Genomic DNA, 12,343 nt, shown 5'->3' on the forward strand with positions numbered 1-12,343 from the left:
GGGCAGGACGGCTATGCGCCGTACAGAGGCTCTTCGCCGCGCTCGGCCCGCGACGCGTCGACCTGAGCGCGGGCGTCCGCGACGCGTCGGGGAAGGTCCGGGGCGGCGGCCCACTCGAGCAGTACGTCCGCGTGGCACTTCTCGTCGAGGGCGCAGACACACGCCAGGTCCTTGCCGGCCAACTCGTCGAGACCCGCCAGGATGCGCTCCCGTGCCCGGTCGCCCTCGTCGCCGAGCCAGTGGTCGCGATGGCCGCTCAGCCATGACCGGAATGCGGCGACGACGTGAGCGCGTGCCTCGTCCCGGGTGTAGCCGAAGTCGCGGACGGCGTCGGCGATGCCGAAGGGATTGCCGAATCGGGAGGTCCGGTCGACGATGACGCAGTCGGCGGGCTTCCTCCACCCCTTGGTTCGCCGTCGTTGCACGCGGTGGGGCATCGGAGCTGCTCCTGACGGTCGGATCGGGAGGGCCGTCTGCCCGGTCAACGGGCGGGGCGTCGGGGCGGCGAGCTGCTGTTCCACGGCCAGGAGCCGGGCGCGGGTCTCGGGCGTCATCATGTACGCCCCCTACCCCGACGAGCGCCCGACCGTCGCAGCCGGCCCCCGAAGATCGAAAGGTACGCGGCCCGCGACGGGAGACCTCCGCGCCGCGCCCGCGCGTCGCCTCACCGACGCGTCCTCACCTGCCCGTATCCCATGGTCTCGTGCCCTCTGTGTGGCGTGAGCGCGCCGTCTCAGGGCAGCAGGGAGGAGGGCCTGTCGGTCTACGCTCGGGAGGCGGCGGCCCGGGGGGCGCGGGCCGGAACGGAGCGGTGGGTTCATGACGATCGGAGTTCCGGTGAGCGGCGCGGCGCGCGATCGGGGCGGGCGCCGGGCGTACGCCCGTGCACTGGCCCGTACGCCGGTCGCCGTCTGGGCGGACGACCTCACGGACTGGGCCGCCGCCCTCACCTACTACGCGGTCCTGGCGGTCTTCCCGGCGCTTCTGGTGCTCGTCTTCTCCATGGCGCTGCTCGGCACGGGCTCGCCGCAGGAGGTCATCGCGCAGGTGGAGGCCTTCGTGCCGGAGGCGGCCCGTCCCGTGCTGGCGCAGGCACTGGGCGGCCCGCAGGAGGATCCGTCGGTCCGGTGGATGCTGGTCGTGCTCACGGGTGGCGCCGCCCTCTGGTCCTCCACCAGCTATCTCGCCGTGTTCCGCCGTGCGCTGCACGCGATGTACGGCGTTCCCGACTGCCGTCCCGCGTGGCGGACGCTGCCCGCCGTCCTGCTCAGGGCGTTGGCCGTGCTGGCCCTGCTGGTCAGCGGCGTCCTGACCCTGACGGCCGCCGAGCGGGTCGCGCGGGCCATCGGGCGGGGCACGGGGACGGACCATCAGGCCGCTCTCGTGTGGGCCGGGTTGAAGTGGCCGCTGTTGCTGCTCGTGGTCGTCGCCCTGGTGCTGCTGCTCTTCCGGTCCGGGCCGCCCGAGGGGCGCGGCGTGCGGAAGACCGTGGCCGGCGGGGCCCTGGCGGTGCTGCTCTGGCTGCTCGCGTCGCTGGGGTTCGCGTTCTACGCGGCGCATGTGGCGACGTACGACCGCCTGTACGGCTCCCTCGCGGGTGTGGTCGCGTTCCTCGTCTGGCTGTGGGTCTCGCACGTGGTGCTTCTCGCCGGTGCGCAGTTCAACGCGGAGCTGGACCGGGACCGGGAGCGGCGCCCGCAGACGCCCGACCCTTGCGCCGAGGCCGCGTAAGCCGCCCTCCGCTCCCCCGCGGCTCGTCGGCCCCTCGACGTTCTCGTACGTCTCCTCCGCGCCACGCAGCGCCCGTAGGCCCCGGCTGTCCGTGGGCGGAACAGGGGCGTTGTCAGTGGTGCGCTGTAGCTTCGGATGCGTTCGAGAGGTTGTGCGAGAGAGGGGAATTCGTGGCGAACGAGCGTGCGTTGAGGGTCGTCCTCGTCGATGTGAACGAGGAGGTGGTGGCGGCCTGGCGGTCCGCGTTCGCGGACACGCCCGAGGTGGAGATCCGGCGGGGCTCCCTTCTCGACGTGGACGTCGACGCATGGGTCTCCCCCACGAACGCGCGCGGTCGGATGGACGGTGGCGTCGACGCCCTCGTCAAGCGGCGCCTCGGGGCGGGCATCCAGGTGCGGGTGCAGCGGGCGATCCGGGACCGGTTCGGGGGGAGCCTGCCGATCGGCAGCGCGGTATGCGTGCCGTCCGGGGCGTCCGTGCCGCGCTTCCTGATCTCGACTCCCACGATGCGCGAGTCGTCGCAGAACGTCAGCGAGACCGTGAACGTGGCGCTGGCGTGTGCGGCCGCGTTCCAGGCCGTGCACCTGCAGAACCGGGTGAAGCCCGGCAGCATCCGGTCGGTGGCGCTCGTGGGGATGGGCGCGCGGACGGGGCGGGTCCCCGCGGGGGTGTGCGCCAATCTGATGTGGACGGGCTACACCCTGTTCCACGACCACGGGTTCGCGGACTACGACGAGCTGCGCGCCGCGGTGCTGGGCCAGCTCGACGACATCGAGGGAGCGGGGTCCGCGCGGCGGGTCCGGATCAACGTGCCGCAGCGGCCTTCCTTTCGTCGCTGACACGAGCCTGCCGCAGGCCGGCCCCGCCCAGGGGGCGGACGCAGGTGACGGCCCTGTCCCATCCGAACCACTTTCCGGGGGAGTCCACATGAGCGATGCGGGTGCTGCGAAGCCGGGCGGGGCAGGGGCCTCGGCCGGGGACCCGTTGGGGCTGGCCGAGCTGTTCACCGGTGGTGGGGAGCCGTGGCTGCCGCTGCTGGCGCCGGTGATCGAGGCGCAGGCGGGGGCCGCCGGGTTCATCGGGCCCCAGCGCAGCCCGGAGGTGGTTCCGGTGCGGGAGTTGACCTTCCAGGCGCTGAAGCCGCATCCGCCCGAGAAGTGGAAGGTGGTCGTCTTCGGGCAGAACCCGTATCCGCGGCCGGAGAGCGCGACCGGCATCGCGATGTTCGACAACACCTTCAACGACTGGAAGGACAGCCAGTTCGGCCGGGTGGTCAGCATCCGCTGCCTCATCAAGGCCGCCGCGATGTGGAAGCACGGCATCGTCAAGAAGACCCCGATCGCCGATGTGCGGGCCCTGTTGCGGAAGGAGGACACGGTTCAGCCGCCCGAGTGGTTCCAGGCGATGCTCACCCAGGGTGTACTGCTCCTGAACGCGTCCCTGACCGCCAGCGCGGACGGGGCGGTGCCCACCCAGCGCCACACCTCCTTCTGGCGGCCCGTGGCCGAGCAGATCGTCGAGGAGATCCTGCGGGCGAAGCAGGACGCCGAGGAGGAGGACCGGGGTGTGGTCTTCGCCTGGTGGGGGGCGCACGCCCGGAGCCTGAAGAGGGTCGTCCAGCGGCTGGAGAAGAAGTACCCGGGGGTCGAGGTCCGCCACGTCGACCACGCCAATCCCGCGGCGCAGGGGGACATCTTCTGCGAGGGAGACCACTTCGCTCAGGTGAACGACGCCCTGGCCGCGGTGGGGGCCGAGCCGGTCGACTGGCTGCCCCGGAAGGGCTGGGACGAGGGGACGGCGGGCGCCGACGGGGCGAAGGGCGGGGCGGTCGCCGAGCGGATGGGGGCGTTCATCGCGTCGACGATGGAGCTCCACCAGCTCTATCTGGAACGGCTCACGAGCGTCAAGGACGAGGGCCTCGTCCTGCCGCCGATCACGGGGGTGTTCGACACGCCCCTGATGGACTTCGCGAAGGCCCTCGAACCGGTGTCGCACGTCCTGGCGAACCTGGATCCGCACATCGAGCGGTCGAGGCGGTTCGGTGAGACCGCCCTCGTGGCAGGGGGCGCGGAGGCGGCGGACGGGTCCGCCTTGTCCGCCGACGCGATCTCGGCGCTGTACCTGTACACGTGCGAGTCGGCGTTCTACCGCGAGATTAACGCAGTGCTGCGTTCCCCGGACCGGCAGCGGCTGGAGCCGTACCTCCCCTATCTGCGCCTGCTGTGCTCCGCGATGGAGGCGTTGCCGGCGCACACGCGGCCACTGTGGCGAGGAGTGGCGTTGGACCTGCGGTCGCAGTATCCGCTGGGCAGGACGGTGACGTGGTGGGGCGTGTCGTCGTGCACGTCGGAGTTGAGCGTGGCCCGGGCGTTCCTCGGGAGCCGCGGCAAACGGACCCTGTTCGAGGTGACGCCGGCGCGGGCGGTCGGCATCCGGAGGTTCTCCGCGTTCACGGGCGAGGAGGAGTACATCCTCGCGCCGGGGACCCGGCTTCAGGTGACGGAGGTGAAGGCGGAACGCGGAGGGCTGTGCACCGTGCGTCTTACGGAGCTGGAAGGGCAGGGCCTGCTGTCCTGAGGGGGTCTCCCCCCTCGGCCCCGCTCGGGGGGCGACGTCAGTCGGCAACCGGGCGGGGCGTCAGGGGGGTGCCGCATCTGCTGCAGAATTGCGCGTCCGCCTCTATCGCGTGGCGACGGCACTGGCCGCACACCAGGTGCATGGTGCAGTGCTCCGTGAGCGGTTCGGAACGGGGGGGCCTCCCGATGGTCATCCCCGCACGTCTGCGGTGGGCGGTGAGGTAGACCAGCCCCTTGGGGCCGGCCCGCAGTGCCCGGGCCGCGCCCCGCGGCACGTGCCGGAAGGCACCGGGCACGATCTCGTGCTCCGTACCGTCCACGGTGAGGGAGCCTCCGCCGGCGACGGCGAGGAGGAGGACGTCGACCTCGGCCTCGGTGTGAGCGGCGACGTCCGTGCCCGGCAGGAGACGTACCAGGTTGGCGTCCAACTGCCGCCCGGCCGCGCCCAGCCGCCACAAAGCGCCGCTCTGCCCGTCCGGAGCCGCCGCGATCAGCTCCCCGACCGTGGCAGCCACGGCCTCCTTCTCGCCCACCTCGACCTCTCCCCGTCCCACATCAGCTCTACCGACCCGCCCCATCTTCGCATCGACCGGCCGTGGTCCCTTCGCAGCCGGGAATCCCGCGCGCGCTCCAGGCCCTGCGGGCGGCCCCGTCAGGCCGTCGAACCGAGTCGGTCCAGTTCACCGCCGATCGCATCCCGCAGGACGGCGTGCCGCGGTCCGAGCCGGGTCGCCTCGTCCTTCCAGCGGTCGCGCGGATACAGCCACACCGGCATGCACGCCAGCTCGGCCGGCTCCCATGCGAACCGCGGCCAGACATATGCGTGCAAGAAGGGGTCCGTGTTGCCGAGGATTTCCAGGTTGACGCGGCGGAAGTCTCGGTCCAGCCGGCGGCAGGCTCGCTCGACAGCTTCACCGAGTCGGTCCATGTCGGAGAGGAACGACAGCCGGCGGGGCCTCGGCAGGTCGGAGAGTCGTTGGACGCCCGGGTCGTCCGCCAGGAGGACGGAGTAGCCGGGGAGGAACTGGACGTCGCCGATCACCGCGAAGCCGGACTCGAGTCGCCGGAGCACGGTCGGGTTCTCGCCGCGCAGCGCGGAGCCGATCCGGTCCGTGCGCCAGTCCACCGTCATGGCGCGAGGCTACCCGCCCGTGATGAGGACGGAAGGCCGTCTCCTACGTACCCTGGCGGCATGCGCATGCGGCCCACATTGAGCTGGAGCTCCACCGAGGACCTGCCGCCGGGCACCACGGACCTGGCGCCGGTCGCCGGGGTCCTGGAGGGTGGCGGGGTGCTGGTGCTCAGCGGGGCCGGGATCTCCACCGAGTCGGGCATTCCCGACTACCGGGGTGTGGGCGGGAGCCTGAGCCGGCACACGCCGATGACCTACCAGGACTTCACCGCCGGCGACCAGGCCCGGCGCAGGTACTGGGCGCGCAGCCACCTCGGCTGGCGGACGTTCCGGCGCGCCCGACCGAATGCCGGGCACCGGGCCGTTGCCGCGTTCGGACGGCACGGGCTGCTTTCGGGGCTGATCACGCAGAACGTGGACGGTCTGCACCAGGCGGCCGGCAGTGACGGTGTCGTGGAGCTCCACGGGGGCCTGGACCGGGTCGTCTGCCTGTCCTGCGGCGCCCTGAGTCCGCGCCGTGAACTCGCCCGGCGGCTGGCGGAGGCCAATGCGGGCTTCCGGCCGGTCGCTGCCGGGATCAACCCCGACGGGGACGCCGACCTCACCGACGAGCAGGTCGGAGACTTCCAGGTGGTGCCCTGCGCGGCCTGTGGAGGCATCCTCAAACCGGACGTCGTGTTCTTCGGCGAGGCCGTGCCGCCCGCACGCGTCGAGCACTGCCGCGAGCTGGTGCGTCAGGCGGCCGCCCTCCTGGTGCTGGGATCCTCGCTGACCGTCATGTCCGGTCTCCGTTTCGTCCGCCAGGCGGCCGAGGCGGGCAAGCCGGTCATGATCGTCAACCGGGATCCCACGCGAGGCGACCGGCATGCCGCCGCGCGGGTCGCGCTCCCCCTGGGGGCGGCCCTGACCGCCGTGGCCGAGGGGCTGGGTGTCGCCGTCGACGGCGAGACAGCGGCTCCGGACTGACCGCACGTACCGCGTCGGTGGCGCGGCGCGCGAACGGCGGGCAGGGCAGGCTAGGCCCGGCAAGGGGCCGGAGGCTTCGATCCGGGGGAAGGTGCGGCGTCGCGTCAGCCGGTCGGCTCCTGCGGGGCGGGCGTGCCCGGGCCGGCGGCCGGCCGGCCGTCGCTGCCCTCTTCGCCTCCGCGCTTCTTCTCGTCCTGCTCCTTGGAGCCGTCCTCGCCGTCCTCGCCGGACTTCCCCGTCCCCGGGATCCGGATCTCCGGGGCGCTGGGACCTGCCGCGGGCAGGTCGGGCGTGACGGCGTCATCGCTCACCGGAACTCGGTCCGGCAGCTCCGGCTCAGGGGCACCCTGCATCATCGACTCCTCACTCGAGTCTCGCGTCCACACGTCGTACACAGCATCGAGTGCCCCACCCCTCGGCCGTCACACACCGCTGCCCCGACCGGAACCGATCACCCCGGGCGGCCCCAGCCGTCGACCACAACCGGAAGGCCCCCGGCGGCGTCCTTCCCTCCGAGTCGTCTCCGGCCGTCCGGTACGGAGGAGCGCCATCGTCCTGGAGGGGCATCATCGCCACGCACACGCCCGAGAATCCGATCGCACCCTCCGGCCGGGCCGCCGGGCTGGCCAGGATCCTGCTGGGCGGGGTGGCCGGAGCGCTGCTGACCGGCGCGTTCCTGACCGTGCTGTGGTGGCCGCAGAGCGACGTGGTCTACCGGAGCACGGCACCCTCATCCGTGGCCTACGCCGATCGGTCCCCGCACTTTCTGGGGTTGGTGCACGAGCACACGCCGTCCGGGCGGCACTCCTACCGACTGATCATCGGCCGTGACCCCAGCCTTTCCTACGGACACTGGCTGGACGTCGACGCCGCCCTGGGCGCCGAGGGGATCCACTCCACCACGTGGACGGAGTCGGGGGTCCGCGTCCTGTTCCGTACCGACCACGAGGTATTCGTCCCGGCCCGGAGTTTCACGTTCGGCAGGTGATCGCGTAGGGCAGGCCGAGGCGCGCACAGGCGCTCCGGATCGTCTCGGCGGACGCGGGGGCCTCAGCGGACGCGGGGGTCTCAGCGGACGCGGCGGATGCGGATCGGGCCGCGGGCCTGGGTCGGCTCGACCGGCCGGCCGCCCTGAGTGATCTCGACCTCCCCTGCCGCGACGAGGTGCCGGGCCGCGCGGCGGGCGGGCTCCATCAGGGAGCGCCAGCCGTCGTCGTCTCCTTCGTACGCCGCCCGCGCCGCGTCGGAGGGGCAGATCGTCGCCGTCGGACCGCGCCGCTCCAGCAGCTCCAGGATGGTTCGTTCCAGGCGCCGGTTCGTCTGCCGTTCGCTGTCCCTCACTCGGCCAGTGTCCCACCGGCAGTCGACCGGTGCCCCGCGGGCACGTGTGCCGTCGGTGGCGACGGGGCCGGGCCGACCAGAAGCCTCGGTACCCCGCCGGTCCTCGCCCGCCCTGCCGCTCGGAGCCGTGACGCAAGGGGTCTGTGCGTCGCGTGAGGGCTGCTGTTGCGGCAGCCGCTGTTCCGAGCCAAAGAAGGGGCCGGCCGAAGGGCCATTGTTGGCCGGGCTCCCCCCTGTCCTTCGGCGGCGCGGCTTCTAGCATTCGACCACCCCCGCCCGCACCGGTGGGGAGCACCGGAGACGCACATGGCATGTCCATGATGCTTCAACCGTTGTCGGTTGCACCACCCCCGCGCCTCGCGCCGCTCCACCGAACCCCCGATCCACCGATCCACCGATCCACCGATTCACCGATCCACCGCACCAGGTCCGTGACGGCCGCCCGCCTCCGTGGCGCGCCGCACCCCCCGCCCCGCGGCCGGACGCATCCGTGCGCCCGCACCCGCCCGGCACCGAAGCACTGGATGGGAGAACCATGAGAGCCCCCCTGCTGGTCAGCGGAGCGATCGCCGCTCTGTTCGCCTCCGCGCTGCCCGCGCAGGCCGGCCCGTCGTCCATCGTCGACCCGCCGCCGGACCGGATCGTCATCGACATCGCGACCGTGAACGGCTCCGGCTGTCCCCTGGGCACCGCGGCCATCGCCGTCTCCGAGGACAACACCGCCTTCACCGTCACCTACAGCGAGTACATGGCGCAGGTGGGCGGGGGCTCCTCCCCCACGGCGGCCCGCAGGAACTGCCAGCTCAACCTCCTGGTCCACGTGCCGCAAGGGTTCACGTACGCGATCGCCAGCGCCGACTACCGCGGCTACGCGTCGCTCCGCCCCGGCGCGAGCAGCACCGAGAAGGCGTCGTACTACTTCCAGGGCTCGCCGAGTACCGCGTCCCGGACGCACACCTTCCGGGGACCGTACGAGGACAACTGGCAGGCCACCGACGACACCGACTGGGCTCAGCTCGTGTGGGCGCCCTGCGGTGTGCAGCGCAACTTCAACATCAACACCGAACTCCGGGTGAGCGCCGGCACGTCGAACCCGGCTTCCACCAGCTACATGACCATGGACTCCACCGACGGTGACATCAACACCGTCTACCACCTCGCCTGGAAGGAGTGCCCCGAGAACTGACCTCCTGAACCGACCCCCTGCCGCCCCGACCGGGCTCCCCCTTCCCGGTCGGGGCTTCGCCTTGCCCTTCGGGGCTCCGTCTCCTCCGCCGAAGCTCCGCTCGCCCGACGAGCGCCGGGTACGGCTCCGAGGTCGAGCGCGGCCGTGGGCACATCATCCGGCGACGACGGGGCATCGAGAACTCCATGACGACGGGGTGTGGGACGGCCGGGAGAGCGACATGGCTCGTCGTTCTGGTGCCCGTGCAAGTGGCCTTGCTGGCGGGTCTGGGACTCGCCGTGACCTCCGAGGGGGTGGGCGACCGGCTGCCCTCCGCGGAGGAACGGATCGTTCACGCGATGGTCGCCTCTCGCGGAGCGGGGGCGGACACGGTCTCGGACTGGCTGTCGACGCTGGCCCGTACGGAGACCGTCGTCGGCCTGACGCTGGTCCTCGTCGCCGCGCTTCTGCTGCTGTCCGGCGGGCGGCGGTGGAGGGAGGCGCTGTTCCTCGGCGCGGCGGTCGCCGGCCAGTCGGCGGTCTTCCTCGTGGTCACCGCGTGCGTGGAGCGGCCGCGTCCGGATGTCCCCCATCTGGACATGGCGCCGCCGACGTCGAGCTTCCCCTCAGGACATGTCGGCGCGTCCGTCGCGCTGTACGGCGGGCTGTTCGTGCTGGCGCTGACCCGCGGCCGCGGCCCGTGGCGCTACGCCTCGGTGGTCCTGCTGCTGATTCCCGCGGCCGTGGGCCTTTCGCGGATCCACCGGGGCATGCACTACCCCACCGACGTGGTGGGCGGCCTGCTCAACGGCGGCCTCACCCTCCTCGTGGCGTACGCCGTGCTCCTCGCGGCCCGCCGCCCGTTCGAGGTTCGCGCGCCACGTCCCCTCGCGCCGCCGCCGCACGCCTACACATCCCGCCCGCCCGGGCCCCAGCAGGAAGGACGATGATGGGCACCGCCACCCGCGTACCCCAGAGGCGTGACGTCCTCGGAGAGGAACTGTCCGGCGACGAGGCGTGGACCGCCCTGCGCCGGTACGGAAGGTGGAGCCTGGCACGGGACTCGTTCATACGCTTCCGCTATGCCGACGGCTTCAGCCACTCGCGCGCCCTGGCGCTGCAGACGGTCCTCTCCCTCGTGCCGCTCGCCATCGCGGCCATCGGCCTGTCGGGCGCTCTCCACACGGAGGGCATCGGACGGGTCGCCGAACTGACGATCCGCCGGATCACCAGCGGCCCCAGCCAGCAGATGGTCGACGAGGCGTTGCGGCTGAGCCGGCAACACGCGGGCGACGGCGGGCAGGCGGCCCTCTGGCTCGGCCTGCTGTTCTCGCTGTCCAACGTCACCACGAGTCTGTGCCAGGTCGAGCGCGGCGCCAACCGCATCTACGGCACCGAGCGGGACCGCCCCTTTCTGCACAAGTACCTCCGGGGCGCGCTGATGGCCGTCCTCGCGGGCCTGCCCCTGGGGTTGAGCTTCCTCCTCACGGTCCTCGGCTCGCACCTCACCCAGGCGTTCGCGGAGGTCTACCACCTCGGGCCGGGCGCCATCCAGGCCTGGGAGGCCCTGCGCTGGCCGGCCGGAGTCCTGCTGGCCGTGCTGGCCACCAGCGCCATCTTCCGGCTCTCCCCCCGCCGCGACCAGCCCGGCTACACCTGGCTCGCCTTCGGCGCCGTCCTCTATCTGGTGCTCTGGAACGCGGCGACCTGGGGCTTGAGCCTCTACGTCAGCGCCAGCAGCTCCTTCACGAGCGTGTACGGGCCCCTCAGCGCCATCATGGCGCTGTTGCTGTGGTCCTACCTCACCTCCCTGGCCCTCTTCATCGGCGTGGCGTTCGCCGCGCAGTTGGAAGCCGTACGGGCGGGAGTGCCGGAGCCGGCCCAGCCGGACCCCGGAGTCTGACCCGTCCTCGTCCGGCCCGGGTCCTCCGCGTGCCTGGCGCGCAGGGCCCGGGGCGTCCCCGCACTCCCGGTAGAGTCCCGGCGAGATGGCGGCGCGCGGACGGCTCGGGGGGGACACATGGGGAACGTCGGCCGGCCGGGGCGGCGGGGCTTCCTCGCGCTGGCAGGCGTCTCGGTACTCGTCCCGTCGTTCGCCGCGACCGCCTGCACCTCGCCGACGGGCCGGGCGGGGGCCGACCACGGGGGCAGGGCCGGAGACGGGCCGCGCGACGGGAGCGGGAGCGGTGCGCCGCCGGACCCTCTGCGGGTGCGGACCGACACCGGGCCCCTGCACAAGCGGTTCGTCGCGCTGGGTCGGCTGACCGACGCCCACTGGCTCGGCTACGACATCGACACGGTGGGGCAGCGCGAGACGATCCCGAGCCCGGACGCGCGGATCCGGGTGGTCGGGGTGGCACGGCCGGTGCGGGGCGCGGCGGAGATCGTGCGCTCCGTGCCGCCGGCCGAACGGTTCGCTCCGGCGGCGCTGCCCGCCGACCTGCCGGACCCCCTCGTGCCGTATCTGCCGACGCGATCGGGCTGGCAGGCCAGTACGGCGTACGACCTCCGGGTCCTCGCGCCGGCCTCGGCGGCATCGGGGACGGGGACGGGGCCGGGGGCGGGGGCGGGGTCCCCGGGCGGTGAGCGGGCGAGCGGGCGCTTCCTCCTGCACGTGGAGCTGGACCTGGTCTGGTTCGACACGCTGTTCCTGGTGACCTGACCGGCGCGTATCAGGGCCGCCCGGGCCTCCGTCGTAGGCTGAACGCCGCGCGCGAGGAAGAGGAGGACAGGGTGGCTGGGACGACGCCGGTCGAGGCGACCGTGGACGGGGTGATGGCCGAGCTGGCCGAGCTGGAGGACCCGAAGGCCCGAGCGGTCAACGAGAAGCACGGTGACGACCACGGTGTGAACCTCGGCAGGCTGCGGGCGCTCGCGAAACGGCTCAGGACGCAGCAGGACCTCGCGCGCGGGCTGTGGGTGACGGGTGACACCGCGGCGAGGCTGCTGGCCACCCTGATCTGCCGCCCGAAGGCCTTCGAGCGGGACGAGCTGGACTCCATGCTGCGCGAGGCGCGCACCCCCAAGGTGCACGACTGGCTGGTGAACTACGTGGTGAAGAAGAATCCGCACGCCGAAGAGCTCCGCCTGACCTGGACCGATGATCCGGATCCCGTGGTCGCGAGCGCCGGGTGGGCGCTCACCACGGAGCGGGTCGCGAAGAAGCCGGAGGGTCTCGACCTGCCCGCGCTGCTCGACGTCATCGAGGCGGAGATGAAGGACGCCCCGGACCGTCTGCAGTGGGCGATGAACCACTGCCTGGCCCGGATCGGGATCGACCACGCGGAGCTCCGCCCCCGTGCGCTCGCCATCGGCGAACGCCTGGAGGTGCTGAAGGATTACCCCACATCGCCGGGCTGTACGTCCCCGTTCGCGCCGGTCTGGATCACGGAGATGGTGCGCAGGCAGCAGGGGGCGTGACGGCTCCGCTGC

General features: G+C 72.6%; 15 protein-coding genes. 10 read left to right on the plus strand and 5 right to left on the minus strand.

Annotated elements, in window-relative coordinates:
* Nucleotides 1-11: 11 nt before the first annotated feature.
* Complete coding sequence (locus tag ACFZBD_RS06020; protein WP_391136215.1) at nt 12-557, minus strand: DUF4326 domain-containing protein; 546 nt, start codon at nt 555-557, stop codon at nt 12-14.
* A 262-nt stretch (nt 558-819) separates the two neighbouring features.
* Between ACFZBD_RS06020 and ACFZBD_RS06025 the strand changes: the two genes are divergently transcribed.
* The 3 genes from ACFZBD_RS06025 (at nt 820) to ACFZBD_RS06035 (ending at nt 4,308) form a co-directional block, all read left to right on the plus strand.
* A complete protein-coding gene (locus ACFZBD_RS06025; protein WP_391136218.1) occupies nt 820-1,731 on the plus strand; it encodes a YhjD/YihY/BrkB family envelope integrity protein in 912 nt (303 codons plus the stop codon).
* A 170-nt stretch (nt 1,732-1,901) separates the two neighbouring features.
* Nucleotides 1,902-2,570: a macro domain-containing protein gene (locus ACFZBD_RS06030; RefSeq protein WP_391136221.1), complete on the plus strand. Its 669-nt coding sequence runs from the start codon at nt 1,902-1,904 to the stop codon at nt 2,568-2,570.
* Nucleotides 2,571-2,658: 88 nt separating this feature from the next.
* Nucleotides 2,659-4,308: an ADP-ribosyltransferase domain-containing protein gene (locus ACFZBD_RS06035; protein ID WP_391136224.1), complete on the plus strand. Its 1,650-nt coding sequence runs from the start codon at nt 2,659-2,661 to the stop codon at nt 4,306-4,308.
* 37 nt (nt 4,309-4,345) lie between these two features.
* Here ACFZBD_RS06035 and ACFZBD_RS06040 read toward each other — a convergent pair whose 3' ends face one another.
* On the minus strand, nt 4,346-4,822 hold the full coding sequence (locus tag ACFZBD_RS06040; protein ID WP_391136227.1) for a hypothetical protein: 477 nt from the start codon (nt 4,820-4,822) through the stop codon (nt 4,346-4,348).
* A 137-nt stretch (nt 4,823-4,959) separates the two neighbouring features.
* Nucleotides 4,960-5,439 carry a diadenosine tetraphosphate hydrolase gene (locus tag ACFZBD_RS06045; protein WP_391136230.1) on the minus strand — a complete coding sequence of 160 codons (480 nt, stop codon included), beginning with the start codon at nt 5,437-5,439 and terminating at the stop codon, nt 4,960-4,962.
* A 60-nt stretch (nt 5,440-5,499) separates the two neighbouring features.
* On the opposite strand from ACFZBD_RS06045, the gene ACFZBD_RS06050 reads away from it, so the two are divergent.
* The gene (locus ACFZBD_RS06050; protein WP_391136233.1) at nt 5,500-6,405 is read left to right on the plus strand and encodes an NAD-dependent protein deacetylase; all 906 of its coding nucleotides are present in this window, start codon (nt 5,500-5,502) and stop codon (nt 6,403-6,405) included.
* Nucleotides 6,406-6,509: 104 nt separating this feature from the next.
* Here the strand turns inward: ACFZBD_RS06050 and ACFZBD_RS06055 are convergent, their stop codons facing one another.
* Nucleotides 6,510-6,716 (minus strand): hypothetical protein, encoded by a 207-nt coding sequence (locus ACFZBD_RS06055; RefSeq protein WP_391136236.1) that lies wholly within the window; start codon nt 6,714-6,716, stop codon nt 6,510-6,512.
* 92 nt (nt 6,717-6,808) lie between these two features.
* On the opposite strand from ACFZBD_RS06055, the gene ACFZBD_RS06060 reads away from it, so the two are divergent.
* Nucleotides 6,809-7,393 carry a hypothetical protein gene (locus ACFZBD_RS06060; RefSeq protein ID WP_391136239.1) on the plus strand — a complete coding sequence of 195 codons (585 nt, stop codon included), beginning with the start codon at nt 6,809-6,811 and terminating at the stop codon, nt 7,391-7,393.
* Nucleotides 7,394-7,473: 80 nt separating this feature from the next.
* Here the strand turns inward: ACFZBD_RS06060 and ACFZBD_RS06065 are convergent, their stop codons facing one another.
* Nucleotides 7,474-7,746 carry a DUF3253 domain-containing protein gene (locus ACFZBD_RS06065; RefSeq protein ID WP_391136242.1) on the minus strand — a complete coding sequence of 91 codons (273 nt, stop codon included), beginning with the start codon at nt 7,744-7,746 and terminating at the stop codon, nt 7,474-7,476.
* A gap of 535 nt (nt 7,747-8,281) precedes the next feature.
* Between ACFZBD_RS06065 and ACFZBD_RS06070 the strand changes: the two genes are divergently transcribed.
* From ACFZBD_RS06070 to ACFZBD_RS06090, 5 genes are all read left to right on the plus strand, one after another.
* Nucleotides 8,282-8,932, plus strand: coding sequence for a DUF4360 domain-containing protein (locus ACFZBD_RS06070; RefSeq protein WP_391136244.1), 651 nt, complete (start codon nt 8,282-8,284; stop codon nt 8,930-8,932).
* Nucleotides 8,933-9,180: 248 nt separating this feature from the next.
* On the plus strand, nt 9,181-9,861 hold the full coding sequence (locus tag ACFZBD_RS06075) for a phosphatase PAP2 family protein (RefSeq protein ID WP_391136247.1): 681 nt from the start codon (nt 9,181-9,183) through the stop codon (nt 9,859-9,861).
* The gene (locus ACFZBD_RS06080) at nt 9,861-10,814 is read left to right on the plus strand and encodes a YhjD/YihY/BrkB family envelope integrity protein (RefSeq protein ID WP_391138481.1); all 954 of its coding nucleotides are present in this window, start codon (nt 9,861-9,863) and stop codon (nt 10,812-10,814) included. Before ACFZBD_RS06075 ends, ACFZBD_RS06080 begins: the two co-directional genes overlap by 1 nt.
* A 117-nt stretch (nt 10,815-10,931) precedes the next feature.
* Nucleotides 10,932-11,573 (plus strand): hypothetical protein, encoded by a 642-nt coding sequence (locus tag ACFZBD_RS06085; RefSeq protein ID WP_391136250.1) that lies wholly within the window; start codon nt 10,932-10,934, stop codon nt 11,571-11,573.
* 113 nt (nt 11,574-11,686) lie between these two features.
* Nucleotides 11,687-12,331 carry a DNA alkylation repair protein gene (locus ACFZBD_RS06090; protein ID WP_391138482.1) on the plus strand — a complete coding sequence of 215 codons (645 nt, stop codon included), beginning with the start codon at nt 11,687-11,689 and terminating at the stop codon, nt 12,329-12,331.
* Nucleotides 12,332-12,343 lie beyond the last annotated feature (12 nt).

The organism is Streptomyces sp. NPDC008121 (assembly GCF_042957155.1).
Taxonomy (GTDB): domain Bacteria; phylum Actinomycetota; class Actinomycetes; order Streptomycetales; family Streptomycetaceae; genus Streptomyces.